The organism is Pantoea sp. BAV 3049 (genome assembly GCF_009765445.1).
Lineage (GTDB): Bacteria > Pseudomonadota > Gammaproteobacteria > Enterobacterales > Enterobacteriaceae > Erwinia.
Genome location: NZ_WHOY01000031.1, coordinates 3,837,679 through 3,860,778 on the forward strand (window position 1 = coordinate 3,837,679; position 23,100 = coordinate 3,860,778).

Annotated in this window: 17 protein-coding genes; 12 read left to right on the forward strand and 5 right to left on the reverse strand. The window is 56.4% G+C overall.

Translation table 11 applies throughout. The annotated features are described in order from the left end of the window. Positions 1-89: 89 nt before the first annotated feature. The 4 genes from GSQ70_RS18955 to mutH form a co-directional block, all read right to left on the reverse strand. Positions 90-1,130, reverse strand: a complete 1,041-nt coding sequence (locus GSQ70_RS18955; RefSeq protein WP_158783984.1) for an NADP(H)-dependent aldo-keto reductase — start codon at positions 1,128-1,130, stop codon at positions 90-92. A gap of 194 nt (positions 1,131-1,324) precedes the next feature. Continuing rightward, positions 1,325-1,540: a YgdI/YgdR family lipoprotein gene (locus GSQ70_RS18960; RefSeq protein WP_158783985.1), complete on the reverse strand. Its 216-nt coding sequence runs from the start codon at positions 1,538-1,540 to the stop codon at positions 1,325-1,327. 163 nt (positions 1,541-1,703) lie between these two features. After that, the gene (locus tag GSQ70_RS18965) at positions 1,704-2,417 is read right to left on the reverse strand and encodes a TerC family protein (RefSeq protein ID WP_158783986.1); all 714 of its coding nucleotides are present in this window, start codon (positions 2,415-2,417) and stop codon (positions 1,704-1,706) included. A 110-nt stretch (positions 2,418-2,527) separates the two neighbouring features. Beyond that, positions 2,528-3,214: a DNA mismatch repair endonuclease MutH gene (mutH, locus tag GSQ70_RS18970; protein WP_158783987.1), complete on the reverse strand. Its 687-nt coding sequence runs from the start codon at positions 3,212-3,214 to the stop codon at positions 2,528-2,530. Between the two features lie 687 nt (positions 3,215-3,901). Between mutH and rppH the strand changes: the two genes are divergently transcribed. From rppH to thyA, 4 genes are all read left to right on the forward strand, one after another. Next, positions 3,902-4,426, forward strand: a complete 525-nt coding sequence (rppH, locus tag GSQ70_RS18975; protein ID WP_147199635.1) for an RNA pyrophosphohydrolase — start codon at positions 3,902-3,904, stop codon at positions 4,424-4,426. A 12-nt stretch (positions 4,427-4,438) separates the two neighbouring features. Beyond that, entirely contained in the window at positions 4,439-6,685 is a 2,247-nt protein-coding gene (gene ptsP / locus GSQ70_RS18980) for a phosphoenolpyruvate--protein phosphotransferase (protein ID WP_158783988.1), read from the forward strand. Positions 6,686-6,872: 187 nt separating this feature from the next. After that, positions 6,873-7,754 carry a prolipoprotein diacylglyceryl transferase gene (gene lgt, locus GSQ70_RS18985; protein ID WP_158783989.1) on the forward strand — a complete coding sequence of 294 codons (882 nt, stop codon included), beginning with the start codon at positions 6,873-6,875 and terminating at the stop codon, positions 7,752-7,754. Then, positions 7,751-8,545: a thymidylate synthase gene (thyA, locus tag GSQ70_RS18990; protein WP_158783990.1), complete on the forward strand. Its 795-nt coding sequence runs from the start codon at positions 7,751-7,753 to the stop codon at positions 8,543-8,545. Before lgt ends, thyA begins: the two co-directional genes overlap by 4 nt. 42 nt (positions 8,546-8,587) lie before the next feature. On the opposite strand, the gene ddpX is transcribed toward thyA, so the two are convergent. Next, entirely contained in the window at positions 8,588-9,151 is a 564-nt protein-coding gene (gene ddpX, locus GSQ70_RS18995) for a D-alanyl-D-alanine dipeptidase (protein WP_158783991.1), read from the reverse strand. Between the two features lie 247 nt (positions 9,152-9,398). Here ddpX and GSQ70_RS19000 point away from each other — a divergent pair, with 247 nt between their 5' ends. The 8 genes from GSQ70_RS19000 to recD all read left to right on the forward strand — a co-directional run bounded on the left by GSQ70_RS19000 (position 9,399) and on the right by recD (position 23,003). Further along, positions 9,399-9,848: a prepilin peptidase-dependent protein gene (locus tag GSQ70_RS19000; RefSeq protein ID WP_158783992.1), complete on the forward strand. Its 450-nt coding sequence runs from the start codon at positions 9,399-9,401 to the stop codon at positions 9,846-9,848. Further along, on the forward strand, positions 9,845-10,405 hold the full coding sequence (locus GSQ70_RS19005) for a prepilin peptidase-dependent protein (protein WP_199257282.1): 561 nt from the start codon (positions 9,845-9,847) through the stop codon (positions 10,403-10,405). The genes GSQ70_RS19000 and GSQ70_RS19005 overlap by 4 nt, the downstream gene beginning before the upstream one ends. Before the next feature lie 42 nt (positions 10,406-10,447). Beyond that, a complete protein-coding gene (locus tag GSQ70_RS19010; protein ID WP_233268365.1) occupies positions 10,448-10,873 on the forward strand; it encodes a DUF2509 family protein in 426 nt (141 codons plus the stop codon). Next, positions 10,866-11,165, forward strand: coding sequence for a prepilin-type N-terminal cleavage/methylation domain-containing protein (locus tag GSQ70_RS19015; protein ID WP_158783994.1), 300 nt, complete (start codon positions 10,866-10,868; stop codon positions 11,163-11,165). The genes GSQ70_RS19010 and GSQ70_RS19015 overlap by 8 nt, the downstream gene beginning before the upstream one ends. 69 nt (positions 11,166-11,234) lie before the next feature. After that, positions 11,235-14,615: an exodeoxyribonuclease V subunit gamma gene (gene recC, locus GSQ70_RS19020; protein WP_158783995.1), complete on the forward strand. Its 3,381-nt coding sequence runs from the start codon at positions 11,235-11,237 to the stop codon at positions 14,613-14,615. Between the two features lie 140 nt (positions 14,616-14,755). Beyond that, positions 14,756-17,644 carry a pitrilysin gene (gene ptrA / locus GSQ70_RS19025; RefSeq protein ID WP_158783996.1) on the forward strand — a complete coding sequence of 963 codons (2,889 nt, stop codon included), beginning with the start codon at positions 14,756-14,758 and terminating at the stop codon, positions 17,642-17,644. Beyond that, positions 17,641-21,174, forward strand: a complete 3,534-nt coding sequence (gene recB, locus GSQ70_RS19030) for an exodeoxyribonuclease V subunit beta (protein WP_158783997.1) — start codon at positions 17,641-17,643, stop codon at positions 21,172-21,174. Before ptrA ends, recB begins: the two co-directional genes overlap by 4 nt. Next, a complete protein-coding gene (recD, locus tag GSQ70_RS19035; RefSeq protein ID WP_158783998.1) occupies positions 21,171-23,003 on the forward strand; it encodes an exodeoxyribonuclease V subunit alpha in 1,833 nt (610 codons plus the stop codon). Before recB ends, recD begins: the two co-directional genes overlap by 4 nt. Positions 23,004-23,100: the final 97 nt, after the last annotated feature.

The following is a 23,100-nucleotide window of genomic DNA, read 5'->3' on the forward strand; positions in this document are numbered from 1 at the left end:
TCAGATTTTGATGCCTCCTGGCGGGGCGAATGAACGCCCCCTGCAATCTACCCACAGGGACGGAATAAATTCCGCCCGCCAGCAAGGCGTTAAGGAGAAGGGAAAGTATAGCGGCGGTGGATCGCCTCCAGCCCCTGCAGGACATCCTCATTCAGCGTCAGGTTGTAGCTGTCAATGTTAATCTTCAGCTGTTCCAGCGTGGTGGCGCCCAGCAGGGTACTGGCAACGAAAGGTTGCTGACGCACAAAGGCCAGAGCCATTTGTGACGGATCCAGACCGTGCTGTTTCGCCAGCGCGACGTATTCAGCGATTGCCAGCTGCGCCTGCTCGCTGCTGTAACGGGTGAAGCGGCTGAACAGCGTATTACGAGCCCCTTCCGGTTTTGCCCCGTTAAGGTATTTGCCGCTTAGCGTGCCAAACGCCAGGCTGGAGTAGGCCAGAAGCTCAACACCTTCGTGCTGGCTGATCTCCGCCAGTGCCACTTCAAAGCTGCGGTTCAGCAGGCTGTAGGGGTTCTGGATGCTGACGATGCGCGGCAGCTCATGCTTTTCAGCCAGCTGCAGGTAACGCATCACGCCCCATGGCGTTTCATTCGACACGCCGATATAGCGAATTTTCCCGGCACGAACTTGCTCATTCAACGCTTCCAGCGTTTCCAGCAGCGTTACGGTCGCCGTGCTGTCGCTGTATTCATAGTTCAGCTTGCCAAAATAGTTGGCCTGGCGCTGTGGCCAGTGCAGCTGATACAGGTCGAGGTAGTCGGTGTTCAGGCGCTTCAGGCTGGCATCCAGCGCTTCGCGGATATTTTTACGATCGAGAGCCTGACCCGGACGGATTGAGGCATCTGCGCCACGGACCGGACCGGCCACTTTTGAGGCGAGAATGATTTTTTCGCGGTTGCCGCGGGCTTTCAGCCAGCTGCCAATGTACTTTTCGGTTAAACCCTGGGTTTCCGGGCGCGGAGGCATCGGATACATTTCGGCGGTGTCAATAAGGTTGATACCAGCGCTGAGCGCTAAATCTAACTGAGCATGGGCGTCGGCTTCACTGTTTTGCTCACCAAACGTCATGGTGCCCAACCCCAGGCTGCTGACTTCAAGAGTGCTGTGGGGGATACGATGATAGTGCATTTGCCGGCTTCCTTTTTTCATTATTAAAAGGTCTGGAACCTGGCAGCGAACTTCACGCTCAGGTAGCGCTTAACGGCGCGCAGCCAGGTCCGGCATTTGACTATAACCGTCGTGTGCAACAGGGGGAAGAGGGGATTTATCGGGAAATGCGGTGAGGCCACCCGTTTTACGGCAACAGGTGGCAGAAATTTGCGTTAGCGTTCGACAATCGAGGAAACATCGTCGCCGTTAATTTGTAATTCATGACCGGCATTATCAGTATATTTCACCAGCCCGGTCTCTTTATCAATTTCCGGTTTTCCCTGGGTCATGATCATCTTGCCGTCCTTTGTTGCCATCACGTAATCACTGCTGCAGCCACTGACCAGCGTTGCCAGCACCAGCGCAACCGCGCCAAACATCCACTTCATACTCAGCTCCCTTAGCCTGTCATCTGTCTGACATTATTACGCTCTAAAGCACAATGCGGCTATCGTAACACTCCGAAAATGTGCAGCAAGCACGGGGTGTCATTGACTTTTTTCGTAAAGTGATATTACAGGATGACAGGCTGGCCGGGACCCCGGCCAGTATTTATCCGGTGTGATTCTTTTTATTTCTTAGTAAATTCAGGCACTCAACAGCCATTGAGAAGAACATGGCGAAATAGATATAGCCTTTCGGAACGTGAATATTGAAGCTTTCCAGAATCAGGGTAAAACCAACCAGAATAAGGAAGGCCAGCGCCAGCATTTTTACCGAAGGATGGCGTTCAACAAATTCGCCAATACTGCGGGCGGCAAACATCATCACCATTACCGCAATCACCACTGCAGCCATCATAATAATCAGATGGTCAGAAAGGCCCACTGCGGTTATCACTGAATCCAGGCTGAAAATAATATCCAGCAGCATAATCTGCACGATGGCACCGGCAAAGGAGTTAACGTTGGTCGTATGCTCTTCTTCGCTCCCTTCGATCGTTTCGTGGATCTCCTGGCTTGATTTCCACAGCAGGAACAGGCCACCAAAAAGCAGGATAAGATCCCGGGCGGAGAAGCTGTGATCCATCAGTGTGAACAGGGGGTGGGTGAGGCGGATCACCCAGGCAATCGAGGCCAGCAAACCCAGACGCATCATCATCGCACCGGCCAGGCCAAGACGGCGTGCGGCATTCTGCTGCTGTTTTGGCAACTTCGCCACCACCAGAGACAGGAAAATAATGTTATCAATACCGAGGACGATTTCCAGAATCGTCAGCGTACCCAGCGCCAGCCAGGCATTCGGATCGGCAATCCATTCAAACATATAAGCATCACATCCTAAACGAGAAGTAAACGAAGAGGATACTCAACCCGCCCAGCAGAAGCTATACCCATGATCCTGGTAAATAGCGGGCATTTATCTGGTTATGAGGGTTACAGCAGAAAATGGCGAGCCAGCAGGGGAGCAGTAAAAGTTTTCTTTAGATAGAACCCGCGAGGCAGCGTCATGATCGGCTGACCGTTTTCCCCGATACCCTCGGTCAGCGCCTTACTGTTGGCCGCTTTCGGGCGGATCTGCAGTACTTCACCATGACGGGCAGTAATCCGTTCTACCTGGCCCAGCACAATCATATCCATCAGCTCTTCCCAGTCCTGTCTGAGCTGCGCCTCTTCCTGTTGATCGGGGCTCCACAGCAGCGGCGCCCCGATCCGACGGTCAGCCAGCGGAATGGCACGATCGCCTTCAACCGGAACCCAGAGCACACGAGCCAGCTTATGGCGAACGTGGCTGGTCTGCCACACTACGCCCGTATTGCCGGTGAGGGGAGCCACGCAGACAAATGTGGTTTCCAGCGGTCGGCCAAGTGAATCGACAGGAATGGTTTTCAGCTCCACGCCGATCTCGGCGAAATCCTGCTCCGGCTTGCTGCCCGCGCTGGCACCCAGATAGCGTTCAAGCAACATTCCCACCCAACCTTTATCCCGACGCAGGTCGCGGGGGATGGCAATATTCGCCCGCAGTGCCAGTTCGCCCAGCGTGTAGCCAGCCAGCAGTCGCGCACGCTCCAGCAGCTGCGCTTCATTTTCCGGCGGAAGGATCGGTATAAAGGGTTGGGTCATGAATCACTCTCTGTTGCCGTTCAAAAAAAGACCACTCTTTTTTGCTTTCCCTGCACTGGCACAGAAGATTGTGCAAAAGTGAAATAATAGCATGATAAATCATGTTTTTTTATTCCTGAATCGGGAGTTTTTCCCAGGCCAGCTTAAGGTTATGCCAGAGTTGTCACTGGCAATGAACAGGATCTTACACCCTGTTATCCACAGAAAAATGGGATAACTCGGCTTTTATGATAATACTGTTTCGATTTACAGCCTTGACGTAGGGAGTTTTGCCCATTTTAAGCGCTTTTTTGTACATCTTAGTGGTATAACCTGTGGATAAAAACCCCAGTGTTCGATCTTTCACCAGTGAGGGATAGTATGAGTGTGACAGAGGGATGAAAAGGGTTGGTAATGAGGGGATATCCGGATAAATCCTAGTTTCCACAGAGAGTTAACCGCCAGGCTCAGATCAGGTCCTGCCAGGGTTCAGAAAGTTTTCCCCATGGGTTAACAGAGTTCTGCACAAAGCTATCCACAGAAAAGGTGAATAAGATCGCCCTGAAACGGCGATTTCTGTTTATAACTTTGCTCAACTCTGTGAGTTATCCCGCATCTGCCGGGTGCTGACGGCGAAAACCAGTGGTTTACCACCTGTAAGGAGTATGAAACAATCAGAACATCCGAGTTTTAGTTTGAGGTAGTCCAGTGATCGATGATGATGGCTACCGCCCGAATGTTGGTATCGTAATTTGTAACAGGCAGGGACAAGTGTTGTGGGCCAGAAGATATGGCCAGCACTCCTGGCAGTTTCCTCAGGGGGGAATTAATCCCGGGGAGACGGCGGAACAGGCGATGTATCGAGAACTTTTCGAGGAAGTCGGTTTGCACCGCAAGGATGTGCGTATTCTTGCCTCTACCCGCAACTGGTTACGCTACAAGTTGCCAAAACGTTTGGTGCGTTGGGACACAAAGCCGGTCTGTATCGGCCAGAAACAGAAGTGGTTTCTTCTGCAATTATTGTGCAATGACGCGGATATCAACATGCAAACCAGCAGTACGCCGGAATTTGACGGCTGGCGCTGGGTCAGCTTCTGGTATCCGGTACGCCAGGTGGTGTCCTTCAAGCGCGACGTTTATCGTCGGGTGATGAAGGAGTTTGCCGGCGTGGTAATGCCGCTGCAGGAGAATGCCGTACAGCGAAATGCGCTCTACCGACGGAAGAGAGGTTAAGCCACGTAGATTATGCTCACACAGCTGCGCGAAATAGTTGAAAAAGTGGCCGGGGCACCCAGGCTGACCGAGGCGCTTGATATTCTGGTCAACGAGATCTGCCTGGCGATGGAAACCGAAGTCTGTTCGGTTTATCTCGCCGACCACGATCGCCGCTGCTATTACCTGATGGCGACCCGCGGACTGAAAAAGCCGCGTGGCCGTACCGTCGCGCTGGCCTTCGACGAAGGGATCGTCGGGCTGGTGGGACGGCTGGCTGAGCCAATCAACCTGGCAGATGCGCAGAGTCACCCCAGTTTTAAATACGTTCCTTCGGTCAAAGAAGAGCGCTTCCGTTCGTTCCTGGGCGTGCCGATCATCAGCCGTCGCCAGCTGCTTGGCGTGCTGGTAGTGCAGCAGCGTGAACACCGCCAGTTTGACGAAAGCGAAGAGTCGTTTCTTGTCACGCTCGCCACCCAGATGGCGACCATCCTTTCCCAGTCACAGCTTAATGCCCTGTTTGGCCAGTACCGGCAGACCCGCGTTCGCGCGCTGGCGGCTGCTCCGGGCGTTGCTGTTGCCGCAGGGTGGGTCGACACCACCCAGCCTTCGCTGGACAACGTTTTCGCAGCTTCAACGCTGGATACGGCGCGTGAGCGGGAGAGGCTCTCTCTGGCTATGGATGAAGCCTCTGGCGAGTTCCGCCGCTACAGCAAGCGTTTCACTGCCAGCGTCAACAAAGAGAGCGCGGCAATCTTCGATCTTTATTCCCACCTGCTGAGTGATAACCGCCTGAAAAAAGATCTCTATGCCGAGATCGACAAAGGATCGGTAGCCGAGTGGGCGGTTAAAAAGGTGATCGAAAAATTTGCCGCCCAGTTTGCCAGCCTGCAGGACAGTTACCTGCGTGAGCGTTCTGGCGATTTGCGCGTGCTTGGCCAACGTCTGCTGTTCCACCTTGACGACACCATGCAGGGCACCAATACCTGGCCCGAGCGGTTTGTGCTGGTGGCCGATGAGCTGACGGCTACAACCCTTGCCGAGTTGCCGCACGATCGTCTGGCGGGGGTGGTGGTCAGGGATGGCGCATCTAACTCCCACGCGGCGATCATGGTTCGGGCGATGGGGATCCCGACGGTGATGGGCGCGGATATTCAGCCCGAACTGCTGAACGGCAGGTTGCTGATTGTCGATGGTTATCGCGGTGAGCTGCTGGTCGATCCTGAGCCGGTGCTGGTGCTGGAATATCAGCGGCTGATCAGCGAAGAAAACGAACTGAGCAAGCTGGCTGAAGACGTGGTCGAGTGCCCGGCCGCGTTGAAAAGCGGCGAACCCGTCAAGGTTATGCTCAATGCAGGCCTGAGTGCCGAACACGAAAAAGCGCTGGGGAGCTGGGTGGATGGCGTGGGCCTCTACCGCACCGAAATCCCGTTTATGCTGCAAAACGGCTTCCCTTCTGAAGAAGAGCAGGTAGCACAGTACCAGGGCATGTTGCAACTGTTCCTGGAAAAGCCGGTCACCCTGCGCACGCTGGATATCGGGGCCGACAAGCAGCTGCCGTATATGCCAATCAGTGAAGAGAACCCGTGTCTTGGCTGGCGAGGCATCCGCCTGACGCTCGATCAGCCGGAGATCTTCCTGGTGCAGGTGAGGGCGATGCTGCGCGCTAACGTTGCCAGTGACAACCTCAGTATTCTGCTGCCGATGATCACCAGCATTGACGAAATCGATGAAGCGATCCGGTTAATCGACCGCGCCGCGCTGGAAGTGGAGGAGATGCTGGGCTATACGATCCCGAAACCGCGTATCGGGGTGATGATTGAAGTGCCGTCGATGATCTTTATGATCGGTCATCTGGCCAGTCGGGTCGATTTTATCTCGGTAGGCACTAACGATCTGACGCAGTATTTGCTGGCGGTTGATCGCAACAATACCCGTGTGGCTAACCTGTACGACAGCCTGCACCCGGCAATGCTCAGAGCGCTGAAAACCATTGCGGAAGAGGCGAAGCTGGCCGGAATAGAACTCTGCCTGTGTGGCGAAATGGCCGGGGACCCGGCCTGCGTTGCGCTGCTGATCGGCCTGGGCTACCACCATCTGAGCATGAACGGTCGTAACGTGGCGCGGGTCAAGTACCTCCTGCACCATCTCGACTATCAAGAGGCACGCAAGCTGGCTGAATCTGGTCTGCGGGCGCAGCTGGCGACCGAGGTCCGCCATCAGGTGGCTGCCTTTATGGAACGTCGCGGGTTGGGTGGCCTGATCCGGGGTGGACGCTAAAGTTTCCCCCGGCGCAATCCCGACATAATCTGATCCGGGATCTCCGTAGCTTAATAAAGTTTACAGTTCCGCCGGATCCGCTAATTCGCGCTGTGCTATGATGCGCGCCTTAATGCAGCGTCGTGCGCGCACTGGTTAATAAATTCCGTCGCCTGCCGGTCAGGACAGACTCTAAAAATGGTGAAAGATGACTAACGGCTATCTGGCTTTCCCCCAATTTGATCCGGTGATTTTCTCCGTCGGACCGATCTCCCTGCACTGGTACGGCTTGATGTATCTGGTAGGCTTTATTTTCGCCATGTGGCTGGCGGTGCGCCGTGCCAACAAGCCCGGCAGCGGCTGGAAAAAAGAAGAAGTGGAAAACCTGCTGTATGCAGGCTTTCTTGGGGTCTTCCTTGGCGGCCGTATTGGTTATGTGCTGTTTTATAACCTGCCGCTGTTCCTCGATAACCCGCTATATCTGTTCAAAGTCTGGGATGGCGGCATGTCGTTCCACGGCGGTCTGATTGGGGTTATCTGCGTGATGCTGTGGTTCGCCCGCCGCACCAAACGTAACTTCTTCCAGGTTTCTGATTTTATCGCACCGCTGATCCCATTTGGTCTGGGTGCCGGCCGTCTGGGTAACTTTATCAACGGCGAGCTGTGGGGCCGCGTGGCACCGGATCTGCCCTGGGCAATGCTGTTCCCTGGCTCCCGCAGCGAAGACGTCGCGCTGGCGGCAACGCATCCTGAATGGCAGACGTTGCTGTCTACCTACGGCGTGCTGCCGCGCCACCCTTCGCAGGTTTATGAGCTGCTGCTGGAAGGCGTGGTGCTGTTTATCATCCTGAATTTCTTTATCCGTAAAAACCGCCCGATGGGGGCCGTCTCCGGCTTGTTCCTGATCGGCTACGGCGCGTTCCGCTTTATTGTGGAATTCTTTCGCCAGCCGGACGCTCAGCTTGGCCTGTTTGACAACAGTATCAGCATGGGGCAGATCCTCTCCACACCGATGATTTTCGCCGGTATTGTGATGATGATCTGGGCCTATCGCCGTCGCGGCGCTCAGCAACTTCGTGAGGAAAAATGAAACAGTATCTGGATTTAATGCAGAAAGTGCTCGCTGAGGGCACGCCGAAAAACGATCGCACCGGTACCGGCACGCTGTCGATTTTTGGTCATCAGATGCGTTTCAACCTGCAGGAAGGTTTTCCGCTGGTCACCACCAAAAAGTGTCATTTGCGTTCAATCATTCATGAACTGTTGTGGTTCCTCAATGGCGATACCAATACCGCTTATCTGCAGGAAAACAAGGTCACCATCTGGGATGAGTGGGCTGATGAGAATGGCGACCTGGGACCGGTTTACGGTAAACAGTGGCGCAGCTGGGGTGCCGCCGATGGTTGCGAGATTGACCAGTTAACCAAAGTTCTGCAGCAGTTGAAAAGCGACCCGGACTCACGCCGTATTATCGTTTCCGCCTGGAACGTTGGCGAGCTGGATGAGATGGCGCTTGCCCCTTGCCATGCGTTCTTTCAGTTCTACGTGGCGGACGGCAAGCTCTCCTGCCAGCTCTATCAGCGTTCGTGCGATATCTTCCTCGGCCTGCCGTTTAATATCGCCAGCTATGCGCTGCTGGTGCATATGGTGGCGCAGCAGTGCGATCTGGAAGTGGGTGACTTTGTCTGGACCGGTGGCGATACGCACCTGTACAGCAACCACCTGGAACAGACCCGGTTGCAGCTGACTCGTGAGCCGCGCCCGCTGCCAAAGCTGGTGATCAAGCGCAAACCTGCTTCCCTGTTTGACTATCGCTTCGAAGATTTTGAGATCGAAGGATACGATCCGCACCCGGCGATTAAAGCGCCAGTGGCGATTTGAGTTCGATCAGGAGCGACTCGCCGCTCCTGATAGCAATACAGGTCAGGCGGGCGGATAGCAGGCAAAGCGATCCGTCAGCAGGGGGTAACTTCCGGAATCGGGCAGTTCAAAATGCCACCATTCGGTAGCGATACCGGTAAAGCCGCCGCCAAACATAATAGCGTTCAGCATCAGCCGGTTTCGGAGTGCCTCGCGGGTAAGTCCGGGGTAATAAGGGTGGGAACGCTCGTGCATTTCATCAAACCCTGCGCCCATATCCAGTACCTGACCTTCGCTGTCGATCAGCGTGACGTCAACGGCAGTACCTCGGCTGTGATTTGAACCCAGAGAAACCTCCACTACGTAGGCGGGGTCGGGGCAAGCCTGCCATAAATTCTGCTGTGCAGCCTGCGGACGATAGGCGTCATAAACCAGCAGTGTATAGCCAGCCAGAGCGGCGATGCTGATGCTTTTTTCCAGCGCCGCTGCGGCATCGGGATGCAGCAGGCAGCGATCTTCACAGTAGACTGGCTGGCCGCAGATATTGTCGGCGGTGGCGTATTTCATATCGATGGTCAGTTGTGGAAAAGTTACTGCCAAATCAATCAGTTCACACTCATCAGTCATAACAAACCCTGTATAACATTCTTCTCTTTTCCCGGACGAATGGCGGTGGATGCCCTGAGCCAGACCGCTTTTCGGGTGATGCAGCTGGTGCATTCGCCAGCCAGAAGGGCAACATCATGCTGTTTTTGCGGCATATCCCGCAACTATTTTGCCAATGCAAACGACAGATTGATATTGCGCTGAAGGCGTCTCGCAGGATTATTTTTCAACGCTGGACGACTTTTAAGATGAAGACCATCCTGCGCTGATGAAAATCAATCCCGGTTTTACCTTACTGGAACTGCTGGTGGTGATGATTATCGCCAGCACGCTGACGCTGACTGCCCTGGTCGGTTGGCAGAACTGGCAGCAGCAGCAGCGGCTGAATGCCAGCGCGCGCCAGCTCCAGCATTTCCTGCTGAGGCTGCGCAATGAGGCTAACTGGCACAACCGACAGCAACTGCTGTGGCAACGCAGCGGCAATAACTGGTGTGTGGGCAGCGGTCCGCTGCAGCTAACCTGCCAGCGCCAGCGTCGGGTCTTTGTTGCGCCCTGGCCGGAAATAACGCTGCGTTCAGTGACGGAAGGAATGGGTTTTTATGGTCGCCGTAACGTGGCGAAACCGGGACGCATAGTGATAGCCAACGCAGCCGGGGAGCGGCATATCATCGTATCTTCCCGCGCCAGGGTCCGCATTTGCCAGGATTCGTGCCCATGAAACAGGCTGGCTTCACGCTGCTGGAAATGCTGATCGCATTGGTCATCAGCGGGATATTGATGATCGGCGCGGCAAGGTTTTTGCCTGCGCTGCAGATGGCGAATTTGCGCACTCTGATGAGTATTCAGCTCCATGAAGAGCTGCGGCTGATGATGAGCACGCTGGAAAAGGCTGTTCGCCGGGCGGGTTATTGCCGGGGAGACTGTCCGGGAGAAGCGCTGACAATCAATCCGCAGGGCAACTGCCTGTTGCTGCGCTGGGATGAAAACAGCAATGGCAAATGGGAAGGGGTGGAAAATGAAAACAGTGATTTTTACGGTTTTCGCCTGCGCGATGGAAATCTCGAAGCCCAGCGTGGTGTGGAGAGGTGCGATGCAGGTGGTTGGGAGAAACTCAACGATCCGGCAACCACGAAGATGGCAGAATTCCTGGTCGTCAGGGCAGGACAGCTGGTGCGGCTCAGGTTGAGCGGCTATGTACTGGCCTTTCCGCAGTATCCTCTGACGCTGGAAAGCCTGGTGACGGCCGTGAATGTATCCGCGCAGGAGAGTCGGTAAACGGAGCTCCGGCTGTAACCTCATCAACCCCGGAGAGCAGAGATGTGGTATACGAAGGAGCAAGGGAGCGGGGCAATGATCATGGTGATTATGTTGTTGCTGATGTCAGCGGCATTACTGAACACCACCCGTCGCCAGCTTGACGAGTCACTGAGCCTGGTGGCGGATGAGCGCCAGTATTTTCAGCAGGCCAGTCAGGCCCTGTCGGCACTGGCATGGGGCGAGCAGCAATCGTGGTCTCCACTGTTGGGCTGGCAGTGCAAAACGCTGGCTTCGCAGGCGTGGCGTGCCTGCCTGCTGGAGCAGGAGAAACTGCCCGTACTGCTGCGGGGAGACAGTGGAGCAGGCACAATAGCCTTTTATCAGTGGCTGGAGCGGAGCAGTGCTGGCTCTCTGGAAAAGAGTGCCCACGGCTGGCTGGACTTTTGCCCGCTATCAGTGGAGGCAGAATGTGAGCCGGATGAGTGAGCAACAGGGCTTCAGCCTGCCCGAAACGTTGGTGGCTCTACTGTTATTTACCCTCAGTTTCACTGCGCTGATGCATTATCAGCTGGCGCTGGCGAAAGGGGCTCAGCAACAGCTACAGCAAAGGGAGGCCTGGCGGCAGGCATGGCTGCGCTTTGAAGGTTATCAGGCCGTTGACTGGCAGAGCTCGCTGATGCAGAGGCCAGGCCCTGAAGGTTGTCTGTTGCTGGCAGTGACGGTCATCAGCCCGCTGGGCCGCAAAGCGGAACTGAAGCAGTTGCATTGTGATCCCTGATGTTTTGCAACAGACGACGGACGGGTTACAGTGTTCGCGCAGAAGACGATCCCCGGAAAAGGAGCAGTGATGTTTACCGTTTACCACTCAAATCAGCTGGATTTGCTGAAATCGCTGGCGGCATGGCAGATTGAAAACCAGCCGCTGCGCGATCCTTTCCAGTCCGAAGTGGTGCTGGTGCAGAGTCCGGGGATGGCACAGTGGCTACAGATGTCGCTGGCGGAGCAGTTTGGCATTGCCGCTAATATCGCGTTTCCGCTGCCCGCCACCTTTATCTGGGATATGTTTGTCCGCGTGTTGCCGGATATCCCGAAAGAGAGTGCGTTTAACAAGTCAGGCATGAGCTGGAAGCTGATGGCGATCCTGCCCGATATGCTGACGCGCGATGAATTTGCCATGCTCAGGCACTATCTGACTGATGATGAGGACAAACGCAAGTTATTCCAGCTTGCCTCACGTGTAGCAGACCTGTTTGACCAGTATCTGGTCTACCGGCCTGAATGGCTGAACAGTTGGGAAAAGGGGCTTAGCGTTGACGGTTTGGGTGAAGCGCAGCAGTGGCAGGCTCCGCTGTGGGCCGCGCTGGTAGAGTATACCCGCGAGCTGGGGCAACCTGAGTGGCACCGTGCCAATCTCTACTCGCGCTTTATTTCTGCGCTGGAAAAGAGCCTCGAGCGCCCGGCCGATCTGCCTGACCGCGTGTTTATCTGCGGCATCTCCGCGCTGCCGCCGGTGTATCTGCAAGCCCTGCAGGCACTGGGTAAACATATTGATATTCATCTGCTGTTCACCAATCCCTGCCGTCAGTACTGGGGCGATATTCAGGACTATGCTTTTCTGGCGAAGCTGCAAAGCCGGCGGCGTCAGCATTACCGGCAACAAAGCGAAAGCTCGCTGTTCCGTCAGGCGGATGCTTCCGGCCTGTTTAACGAGGCGGGCGAACAGCAGCTCAGTAATCCTCTGCTGGCTTCATGGGGCAAACTGGGGCGCGACAACCTGTTCCTGCTGGCGCAAATGGAGTGCCAGGAGATTGACGCCTTTGTGGATATCGAACCGGTCTCCCTGCTGAAAAGCCTGCAGCATGACCTGCTGGAGCTGGAAGACAGGGCGGTGATTGGGCTGAAGCAGGAAGAGTGGGAAACCAGCCGTAATAAGCGGCTTCTGGATCCTGCCGATCGTTCGGTGAGCATTCACCTTTGTCACAGCCCGCAGCGCGAGGTTGAGGTTTTGCAGGATCGGCTGCTGGATATGATGACCAAAGATCCCGGTCTCTCCCCGCGAGACATTATTGTGATGGTGTCGGATATCGACGCCTACACGCCCTTTATCCAGGCGGTATTTGGCAACGCTCCGTCTGAACGCTATCTGCCATTTTCAATTTCCGACCGGCGAGCCAGCCAGGCCCATCCGGCGTTACAGGCATTTATCTCTCTGCTCAGCCTGCCGGACAGCCGCTTCACTTCGGAAGAGGTCCTTGCGCTGCTGGAGGTTCCGGCGGTTGCCGCGCATTTCTCCATTGACGAAGAGGGGTTGAGACGCCTGCGGCATTGGGTGGGAGAGTCCGGTATTCGCTGGGGGTTGGATGATGACACGGTGCGGGATCTGGATCTGCCGCCAACCGGCCAGCACACCTGGCAGTTCGGCCTGACAAGAATGCTGTTGGGTTACGCCATGAACAGCGAGACCGGGCACTGGCAGGGGATCCTGCCCTATGATGAATCCAGCGGGTTGATTGCCGAGCTGGCGGGAAACCTGGCGGAATTGTTGATGCGTCTTCGTCGCTGGCGTGAACAGCTGACCTCGCCGCGCGGGCTGGAGAGCTGGCTGCCGCTGTGCCGTGAATTGCTCACTGACTTTTTCACCGGAGATGCCGATACCGAAGCGGCGCTGGCGCTGATAGAAGAGCAGTGGCAGCAGGCGATCAGCTACGGCATCCAGGCGCACTATCAGCAGCCAATCCCGCTGACGTTGCTGCGCGATGAACTGGCAGGCCGGCTTGATCAGGAGAGGATCAGCCAGCGCTTCCTCGCTGGACCGGTCAACTTCTGTACCCTGATGCCAATGCGTTCCATCCCTTTTAAGGTGGTGTGCCTGCTGGGAATGAACGATGGTGTTTATCCGCGGACGTTGCCGCCGCTGGGTTTCGACCTGATGAGCCAACAGCCCAAAAAAGGAGATCGCAGCCGCCGGGACGATGACCGCTATCTGTTCCTGGAGGCGCTGAATTCCGCGCAGCAGCAGCTCTATATCAGCTATATCGGGCGGACGATCCAGGACAACTCAGAGCGCTTCCCTTCCGTGCTGGTCAGCGAACTGGTGGAATACATCAGCCAGAGTTTCTGTCTGCCCGGTGACCAGGATCTCGACGTGGACAGCAGCGCTGCCGCAGTGGAGAAGCATCTTCAGCATCTGCACAGCCGCATGCCGTTCGCGGCTGAAAACTTCTCACCACAGGCTGAGTATCAAAGTTACGCGGCAGAGTGGTTGCCAGCAGCCAATGCCAGCGGAGTGCCGCATCCGCCGTTTATGCAGCCGCTGCCGGAAGCGGAAATCACCGAGCTTAACTTTGAGCAACTGGTCCGCTTCTGGCGTCACCCGGTTCGGGCCTTCTTCAGCCAGCGACTGGGTGTGAGTTTCCTGCTGTCCGATCCCGAACTGCCGGATGCCGAGCCGTTCGCGCTGGACAACCTGAGCCGCTACCAGGTGAATACCCAACTGCTGAATTCACTGATTGATGATCAGCCCGCTGAACCACTGTATGACCGGCAGCGTGCGGCCGGGAACCTGCCGTACGGCGCTTACGGCGAGCTGTTCTGGCAGGAGCAACTGGCGGATATGAATGAGCTGGCCAGCCAGATCCGGGCGCAACGTAAAGAGTCCACCAGCCAGGAAATCAATCTGCAGGTCGGTGGGCTGCAGTTGAACGGCTGGTTGCCCATGGTCCAGGATGACGGGCTGCTGCGCTGGCGTCCCGGCCAGCTGAATTTTACCGATGGCCTGGCGCTGTGGCTTGAGCATCTGGTTTACTGTCTCTCTGGCGGAACCGGTGAAAGCCGTATGTATGGCCGTAAAGAGAGCCAGTGGCGTTTCCCGGCATTGCAGCCGGAGCAGGCGGGTGAATGGCTGGAGCGTTACGTTGCCGGATACCGGCAGGGCATGTCTGCGCCGTTGCTGCTGCTGCCCCGCACCGGTGGAGCCTGGCTGCAGGCCAGCTTTGATGAAAAATCCCTGACCGTTCTGCATGATGAAGGCACTCAGGCAAAAGCGCGAATAAAACTGCTGCAGGCCTGGCAGGGGAATATGCAGATGGAGGGTGAGAGTAGCGATCCCAGTCTGGCACGCCTGTTCCGCACGCTGGATGAGGACACCGTTCAGGTTATTACGGCTAACGCGGAAGCCTGGCTGCTGCCGCTGCTGCAGATCAATGACATTAAGTCAGACATCCTGTAGTGTTACTTTATAACCTTATTTTTCGAGTTTTTTTCTGCTCGCTTATCAAACACAGCCGAAAGTGAGCTTTCTGGGATAAACATCTGTCGTTTTGTGCGTTGCGCAGGCCTGACAGAAGATTAGAACGTTGAGGAGTTTGAATGCGTCGTTATGCAGTCTGGTTCACCACTCTGTTTCTGCTTGTCACCTTCTGGAGTCCACTGACTCAGGCGCAACCAGGCTGGCAGCCGATCCCTGAAACGATCCGCAAAAGTGAAAAAGATCCGCGCCAGTATCAGGCTATCCGCCTTGATAACGGCATGACGGTGCTGCTGGTTTCCGATCCGCAGGCAACCAAATCCCTGTCGGCGCTGACTATCCCGGTGGGATCGCTGGAAAACCCGCGTAACCAGCAGGGGCTGGCGCACTACCTTGAGCACATGCTGCTGATGGGCTCAAAACGCTATCCACAGCCTGATAACCTCGCTGAATTCCTCAAAAAGCACGGCGGTAGCCACAATGCCAGCACTGCCTCTTATCGCACGGCCTTCTACCTTGAGGTCGAAAATGACGCGCTGGAGCCTGCCGTTGACCGGCTGGCGGACGCCATTGCCGAGCCGCTGCTGGACCCGGTCAATGCGGACCGCGAGCGCCATGCGGTGAATGCTGAACTGACCATGGCCCGCTCCCGTGATGGCCTGCGTATGGCACAGGTGGGGGCAGAAACGCTTAACCCTGAACACCCGGGTTCACTGTTTTCAGGAGGGAATCTGGAAACGCTTAAGGACAAACCGGACAGCAACCTGCATCAGGCTCTGAAAGGTTTTTACCATCGTTACTATTCCGCGAATCTGATGAAAGCGGTGATCTACAGCAGCAAACCGCTGGAAGAACTGCAGAAAATCGCCGCCAATACTTATGGACGTGTGGATAATCGTAATGCCACGGTGCCAGATATCACCGTGCCGGTAGCAACCGATAAGCAGAAAGGCATCATTATCCACTACGTGCCTGCCCAGCCGCGTAAGCAGCTGAAAATTGAATTCCGTATCGAAAATAACAGCGACAAATTCCGCAGCAAAACCGACACGCTGATTGCCTACCTGATTGGTAACCGTAGTCAAAATACGTTGTCCGACTGGCTGCAAAGCAGCGGCCTGGCCGACTCGATTGATGCCGGAGCCGATCCGGTCATTGACCGTAACGGTGGGGTGTTCTCCATTTCCGTTTCGCTGACCGATAAAGGGCTGGCTAACCGCGATGAGGTAATTGCGGCAGTGTTCAGCTATCTGAATAAGCTGCGCTCCGACGGTATCGATAAACGTTATTTCGATGAAGTGGCGCATGTTCTGAACCTGGACTTCCGCTACCCGTCCATCACCCGCGATATGGATTACATCGAGTGGCTGGCTGACACTATGCTGCGTGTACCGGTTGCTGACACCCTGGATGCGCCTTATATCGCCGATCGGTACGATCCGGTGGCGATTAAAGCCCGGCTGGACGGCATGACGCCGCAAAATGCCCGCATCTGGTTTATCAGCCCGGACGAGCCACATAACAAGATGGCTTACTTTGTTAATGCACCATATCAGGTAGATACCATCACTCCACAGCGCTTTGCCGACTGGCAGGCCGCCAGCGATAAAATCTCTCTGTCACTGCCGGTGCTTAACCCGTACATTCCGGACGATTTCACGCTGATTAAACCCGACCGCAAGTATGACCATCCGGAGGAGCTGGTCAATCAGCCCGGCCTTCGCGTGTTCTATATGCCGAGCCAGTATTATGCTGACGATCCAAAGGCCAATATCACGCTCTCGCTGCGTAACAAAGAGGCGATGAGCACGGCGAAAAATCAGGTGATGTATGGTCTGAATGATTATCTGGCCGGTCTGGCGCTGGATGAGCTGAACTCGCAGGCTTCCGTTGGTGGCATCAGTTTCTCCACCAGTGAGGATGATGGCGTCACCTTCAACGCCAGCGGCTTTACGCAGCATCTGCCGGAGTTGATGAAAGCGTTACTGAAAAGCTATGCCACTTACCAGCCGACGCAGCAGCAGCTGGATCAGGCCAAATCCTGGTACCTTCAGCAACTGGCTGCCGCAGAGAAAGGCAAAGCCTTCGAGCTGGCAATCCAGCCTGCGCAGATGGTGTCACAACTGCCGTATACCCAGCGTGCAGAGCGCCGCAAACTGGTCCCTGCAATTACCCTGCAGGATCTGGATGTCTATCGCAAAATGCTGCTGGAGAAATCGACCCCGGAGATGATGGTGGTCGGCAATATGACGGCGGACAGCGTAAAATCGCTGGCCAGTGACGTAAAAGCCCAGCTGAACTGCTCAGGCGAAAGCTGGTGGCACAGCCAGTATCTCTTTATCGACAAGAAAACGTCAGCCAATCTGCAGCAGGCAGGCAGCAGCACTGATTCCGCGCTGGCCGCGCTCTATATCCCGCTGGGCTACGAGGAATATACCAGCGTGGCCAGCAGCGCCATGCTCAGCCAGATTATCCAGCCATGGTTCTACAACCAGCTGCGTACTGAAGAGCAGCTCGGTTACGCGGTGTTCTCTTTCCAGATGCCGGTCGGTCGTCAGTGGGGAATTGGCTTCCTGCTGCAGAGTAACGTCAGGCAACCGGCTTACCTGCTGACCCGTTTCCAGGCATTTTATCCGACCGCCGAGAAGCGGCTGCGTGAGATGAGCAAAGAAGATTTTGCTCAGTATCAGGCGGCGATGATCAACGAACTGAAGCAGCGCCCGCAAACGCTGGATGAAGAGGCCGGACGTTTCAGCAAAGACTTTAACCGTGAAAACTACAACTTCGACACGCGCGCCAAAGTGATTGCGCAGATCCAGGCGCTGACGCCAGAAAAACTGGCTACCTTCTTCCATGATGCGGTGATTGCTCCGCAGGGCCTGATGCTGCTGTCGCAGATCTCCGGCAGCCAGCACGACAAGGCGGATTATGCTGCGCCGGAAGGTTTCACCACCTGGCAGGAAGTGTCGAAACTGCAACAGTCTTTCCCGGTGAAAAGTGATAAGCCATGACAGCAGCCCAGCGTCTTGATCCCCTGACGCTGCCGCTGCAGGGCGAAAGGCTGATCGAAGCCTCGGCGGGTACCGGAAAAACCTTCACCATCGGGCTGCTTTATCTGCGGCTGCTGTTGGGGCTGGGTGGTGAAGCTGCTTATGCCCGACCGCTGGCAGTGGAAGAGATCCTGGTGGTGACATTTACCGAGGCGGCCACCGCTGAGCTGCGTGGCCGTATCCGCGAGAATATTCACCAGCTGCGAATTGCCTGCGTCCGTGGTCACTCTTCAGATGGTATGTTGAGCCTGCTGCTGCAGGAGATCGGCGATCTGCCACAGGCCGCTGCTCAGCTGCTGGCCGCCGAACGGCAGATGGATGATGCCGGGATATTCACCATCCACGGCTTCTGCCAGCGCATGCTGAACCTTAATGCGTTTGAGTCCGGCATGCTGTTTGAGCAGCAGCTGATAGAGGATGAATTTCCCCTGCGGCGTCAGGCAGCGGCGGATTTCTGGCGTCGCAACTGCTATCCGTTGCCGCTGCCGATTGCCCGCGTGATGACCCAGATGTGGCAGGGACCGGAACAGCTGCTGGCAACGCTCTCACCGTGGCTGAACGGCGAAGCCCCATCGCTGAAGTATCCGCCAGATCTGCAGGAAACCTTTACTGAGCGCCATGAGAAAATCATCGCGCAGATTGACCAGCTGAAAGCCGCGTGGCTGGCGGCGGGTAATCTGCACGATCTGATTGCCCTGTCAGGCGTGGACAAGCGCAGTTACAGCAGTAAGCACTTACCTAACTGGCTGGAAAAACTCACTCAGTGGGCGCAGGAAGAGACGGCCGACTATGCCTTTCCGAAGGAACTGGAGCGCTTTGGTCAGCGGATACTGCTGGAGAAGACCAAAAAAGGGGAGCCGCCTCAGCATCCCTTGTTTGATCAGATCGACCGTTTTCTCGCAGAGCCGCTGTCGCTGCGCGATCTGGTGATTGCCCGTGCCCTCAGCGAAATCCGTTTTGCCACGCAGAAAGAGAAGCGGCTCAACGCACTGCTGGGCTTCGACGACCTGCTGGGCAGGCTGGACAGCGCTCTGCATCAGCCCGGTGGAGAGGCACTTGCCGCGGCTATTCGGGGGCGCTATCCGGTCGCGCTGATTGATGAATTCCAGGATACGGATCCGCAGCAGTACCGTATCTTCCGCACGCTGTATGGCCGGCAGCCTGACAATGCGCTGCTCCTGATTGGTGACCCCAAGCAGGCAATTTATGCCTTTCGCGGTGCGGATATCTTCACCTATATGAAGGCGCGTAACGAAGTTAGCGCCCACTACACCCTTGAGACAAACTGGCGCTCGTCTCCGGCGATGGTTAACAGCGTCAATCAGCTGTTCAAACGCCAGGAAAATCCCTTCCTGTTCAACGAGATCCCGTTTATTGCCGTGCAGTCTGCCGGGCCAAATGCCGCATTGCGCTTTATGGTGGATGGGAAAGAACAACCCGCGTTGCGCTTCTGGTTACAGCCGGGTGATGGCGTGGGGGTAAGTGATTACCAACAATTTATGGCCCGCCAGTGCGCGGCCGAGATCTGCCACTGGCTGACTGCCGGGCAGCAGGGCACGGCGCTGGTTGGTAAAGGTGACAAGCTCAGGCCGGTGCAGGCATCAGATATCACCATTCTGGTTCGCAGCCGGGGTGAAGCTTCGGTCATGCGTGAAGCGCTGAATGGCCTCAACATCCCGTCCGTTTATCTCTCCAGTCGCGACAGCGTGTTCACCACGCAGGAAGCCCGTGAAATGCTGTGGCTGCTGCAGGCCGTGCTGGCTCCTGAGCAGGAGCGAATCTTACGCAGTGCGCTGGCGACCAGCATTTTTGGTCTGGATGCATTGACGCTGGAGGCCCTCAGCCAGGACGAGCGGCAGTGGGATGCACTGGTGGACGAATTCGACCGCTACCGGCAGCGCTGGCTGAAGCGTGGCGTACTGCCGATGCTGCGTGAGCTGATGGCGCACCGGCAGATAGCCGAAAACCTGCTGGCCTCTGAAAGCGGAGAGCGGCGTCTGACAGATTTGCTGCACCTGGGCGAGCTGTTGCAGGAGGCATCCGCACAGCTGGACAGCGAGCATGCGCTGGTGCGCTGGCTGGCGCAGGAAGTGGCACAGCCTAACGGTCAGTCGGCCAGCCAGCAGCTGCGGCTGGAGAGCGACCGTCATCTGGTGCAGATTGTCACCATTCATAAATCCAAAGGCTTACAGTATCCGCTGGTCTGGCTGCCCTTTGTCGCCAATTACCGCGAGGCTGGACAGGGCATCTATCATGACCGGCAGAGTTTCCAGGCTTTGCTGGATTTACACGATGATGCCGAGAGTATTGAGCTGGCAGAGCAGGAGCGGCTGGCGGAAGATCTGCGCCTGCTCTACGTTGCTCTGACCCGTTCGGTCTGGCACTGCAGCGTGGGAATTGCGCCTCTGGTGAAGGGCAACCGGAAAAAAGAGGGTGCCAGCGATCTGCACCACAGTGCGGTTGGCTATCTGCTTCAGCGGGGGGAAGCCGCTGATGCCTCTCAACTGCGTGAGCAACTGCTGGCGCTGGAAAATGACGCAGTAGCGGTCACGCAGGCAGTCGCCCCGGCGAGCGAACCCTGGCAGCCAGTGCAGGCTACCCTGCCTGAGCTTGGCAGCCAGCAAATTAACCGGTCGCTGCGCGACGAGTGGCGGGTGACCAGCTATTCGGGCCTCCAGCAGCAGGGACACGCCGTCACTTTCGATTTGTTGCCGCGTCTGGATGTGGATGCGGCAGGTGAGGCGCACGGCCAGCAAGTTGCGCAGCTCACGCCACATACTTTTCCGCGAGGGGCTGCGCCGGGGACGTTTCTTCACAGCTTGTTTGAAGAACTGGATTTTACCCAACCTGTTGATGAGGCGTGGCTGGGCGAACAGCTGGCTGCGCAGGGGCACGATCCCGCCTGGCTGCCGGTGATGACCGAATGGCTGGAACGTGTGCTGAAAACGCCGCTGGATGATTCTGGTGTCAGCCTGAATCAGCTTCCGGACACCAGCCGTCAGGTTGAGCTGCAATTTTATCTGCCCATCCAGCGCCTGCTGAGTGCTCACAGCCTCGATAAGCTGGTGCGCCGCTATGACCCGCTGTCGGCAGGTTGCCCGCCGCTGAATTTCCAGCAGGTTCAGGGCATGCTGAAGGGATTTATCGACCTGGTTTTCTGCTGGCAGGGAAAATATTATCTGCTGGATTACAAATCAAACTGGCTGGGCGAGTCGGGTGAGGATTACACCCCAACGGCAATGGCGCAGGCCATGCAGTCGCACCGGTACGATCTGCAATATCAGCTTTATACGCTGGCGCTGCACCGCTATCTGCGGCACCGCCTGGCGGATTACGACTATCAGCAGCATTTTGGCGGTGTCATTTACCTGTTCCTGCGCGGCGTGGACGGTACTGCCAGTGAGAACGGTGTGTATCGCACCCGGCCGCAGGCAGAGTTTGTTGCCTCGCTGGATGCTCTGTTTGCCGGTAAAGAAGGGGAAGAAGGATGAGCGGAATGGCTGAGCTGCTGATGGCGGCCTGCGACCAGCGGCTGCTGCGTTCTCTGGACGTTCAGTTCGCCCGTATGATTGCCGGTGCTGATCAGCCCGCGCTGATGCTGGCGGCTGCCTGTGTCAGCGCTGAGGCAGGGGAAGGGCATGTCTGCCTGCCTCTGAGCGGGTTTACTGAACCGCTGTTATTTGGCGGACGCCATCCGGAACTGGCCCGTCAGCTCTGGCAGATGGCCGGAGAGCCTGACTGGGACACCCTTCTGCCAGCGGCTGAGGCGGTGAGCGATGGCTCCCGTGCGACGCCGCTGGTGCTGCACCAGCAGCGCCTTTATCTGCACCGGATGTGGCAGTCTGAGGGGCAGGTGGCACGATTTATCATTAAAGATGCGCCGCTGGTTGGTTTCGATGAAGGCCGCCTGCGGGCTGCGCTGGATCGCCATTTCGGCCAGCAGCCCGAAGACTGGCAGAAAATTGCTGCGGCAGTCGCTATCACCCGTCAGATTGCGGTGATTTCCGGCGGGCCGGGTACCGGAAAAACCACCACCGTGGCAAAGTTGCTGGCTTCATTACTGGAGCTTTCAGCCGGGGTTCTGCGTATTCGTCTCGCCGCGCCGACCGGTAAAGCCGCCGCGCGGCTGACGGAGTCGCTGGGCAAAGCCCTGCAACGGCTGGATGTCAGCGAGGCTGAAAAGCAGCGTTTTCCTGCCGAGGCCACCACCTTACACCGGCTGCTCGGTGCAGTACCCGGCAGCCAGCGCATGCGTTATCACGCGGGTAACCCACTGCATCTGGATTTGTTGATAGTAGACGAGGCCTCGATGGTCGATCTACCGATGATGGCCAATCTGATCGCCGCCCTGCCTCCGCAGGCAAGGGTGATTTTCCTTGGTGACCGCGATCAGCTGGCCTCAGTGGAAGCAGGCGCGGTGCTGGGCGATATCTGTCGCTGCGCTGAAACGGGTTACAGCAGCCGGAGGGCTGAAGAGCTGATGCGGCTTACCGGTTGTGTGGTTGACGGGAACGAAAATCCGTCCGCGCCCGCTGTGAGGGACAGCATTTGCCTGTTGCGTAAAAGCTACCGCTTTGATGCCTCCTCCGGGATCGGGCAGTTGGCGCTGGCTGTAAATGCCGGTGATATCCGCCTGGTGGAGAAAGTCTTTGCTGCAGGGTTCGGCGATATTGAACGGTTCTCTCTCAGCAGCAGCGAAGAGTATCTGCATCTTCTTGACAGCTGTGTTGCAGGTTATCAGGACTATCTGTTACTGCTGGGGCAGGGTGCGATGCCTGAGCAGGTGATTGAGGCTTTTGGCCGTTTCCAGCTGCTGTGCGCGCTGCGCGAGGGACCATTTGGTGTCATGGGGCTCAACGAACGAATTGAGGCGTCGCTGCAGAAGAAAAGGTTGATCCAGCGTGCCAGTGCCAGCGGCAAATGGTATGTCGGCCGCCCGGTGATGATTGCCCGTAATGACAGCACACTGGGGTTGTTTAATGGCGACATTGGTATTGCGATGAATGATGAGGAAGGATCGCTGAAGGTATTTTTCCCGCTGCCCGATGGCACCATTAAAGCGGTGCAGCCCAGCCGGTTGCCGCCGCACGATACCGCTTTTGCCATGACCGTGCATAAATCGCAGGGATCTGAATTCGATCATACCCTGCTGGTACTGCCGGGTCAGTTCACGCCGGTGCTGACCCGTGAACTTGTCTATACCGCGATTACCCGGGCAAAACAGCGCCTGACTTTATATGTCGATAGTGGCGTGTTTAATAACGCGGTAAAAATGCGCACTCTGCGCCGCAGTGGCCTGGTTGAACGACTGCAAGAATAAAACTCACGACTGAATATTTTTATTAACTATTTTTATTTCAGGTTTCCCGAAAAGGATTTTGGGGAATTATCTTTGCTGTTTTTTTGAGTATTGTTTC

What these genes read in the sequence shown, in the direction of transcription:
- GSQ70_RS18965 (WP_158783986.1), bottom strand. Translation starts at nt 2,417, where the DNA reads ATGTTTGAATGGATTGCCGATCCGAATGCCTGGCTGGCGCTGGGTACG.
- ddpX (WP_158783991.1), bottom strand. Translation starts at nt 9,151, where the DNA reads ATGACTGATGAGTGTGAACTGATTGATTTGGCAGTAACTTTTCCACAA.
- thyA (WP_158783990.1), top strand. Translation starts at nt 7,751, where the DNA reads ATGAAACAGTATCTGGATTTAATGCAGAAAGTGCTCGCTGAGGGCACG.
- lgt (WP_158783989.1), top strand. Translation starts at nt 6,873, where the DNA reads ATGACTAACGGCTATCTGGCTTTCCCCCAATTTGATCCGGTGATTTTC.
- mutH (WP_158783987.1), bottom strand. Translation starts at nt 3,214, where the DNA reads ATGACCCAACCCTTTATACCGATCCTTCCGCCGGAAAATGAAGCGCAG.
- ptsP (WP_158783988.1), top strand. Translation starts at nt 4,439, where the DNA reads ATGCTCACACAGCTGCGCGAAATAGTTGAAAAAGTGGCCGGGGCACCC.
- GSQ70_RS18960 (WP_158783985.1), bottom strand. Translation starts at nt 1,540, where the DNA reads ATGAAGTGGATGTTTGGCGCGGTTGCGCTGGTGCTGGCAACGCTGGTC.
- GSQ70_RS19000 (WP_158783992.1), top strand. Translation starts at nt 9,399, where the DNA reads ATGAAAATCAATCCCGGTTTTACCTTACTGGAACTGCTGGTGGTGATG.
- GSQ70_RS19005 (WP_199257282.1), top strand. Translation starts at nt 9,845, where the DNA reads ATGAAACAGGCTGGCTTCACGCTGCTGGAAATGCTGATCGCATTGGTC.
- GSQ70_RS19010 (WP_233268365.1), top strand. Translation starts at nt 10,448, where the DNA reads ATGTGGTATACGAAGGAGCAAGGGAGCGGGGCAATGATCATGGTGATT.
- recB (WP_158783997.1), top strand. Translation starts at nt 17,641, where the DNA reads ATGACAGCAGCCCAGCGTCTTGATCCCCTGACGCTGCCGCTGCAGGGC.
- GSQ70_RS19015 (WP_158783994.1), top strand. Translation starts at nt 10,866, where the DNA reads ATGAGTGAGCAACAGGGCTTCAGCCTGCCCGAAACGTTGGTGGCTCTA.
- recC (WP_158783995.1), top strand. Translation starts at nt 11,235, where the DNA reads ATGTTTACCGTTTACCACTCAAATCAGCTGGATTTGCTGAAATCGCTG.
- GSQ70_RS18955 (WP_158783984.1), bottom strand. Translation starts at nt 1,130, where the DNA reads ATGCACTATCATCGTATCCCCCACAGCACTCTTGAAGTCAGCAGCCTG.
- recD (WP_158783998.1), top strand. Translation starts at nt 21,171, where the DNA reads ATGAGCGGAATGGCTGAGCTGCTGATGGCGGCCTGCGACCAGCGGCTG.
- ptrA (WP_158783996.1), top strand. Translation starts at nt 14,756, where the DNA reads ATGCGTCGTTATGCAGTCTGGTTCACCACTCTGTTTCTGCTTGTCACC.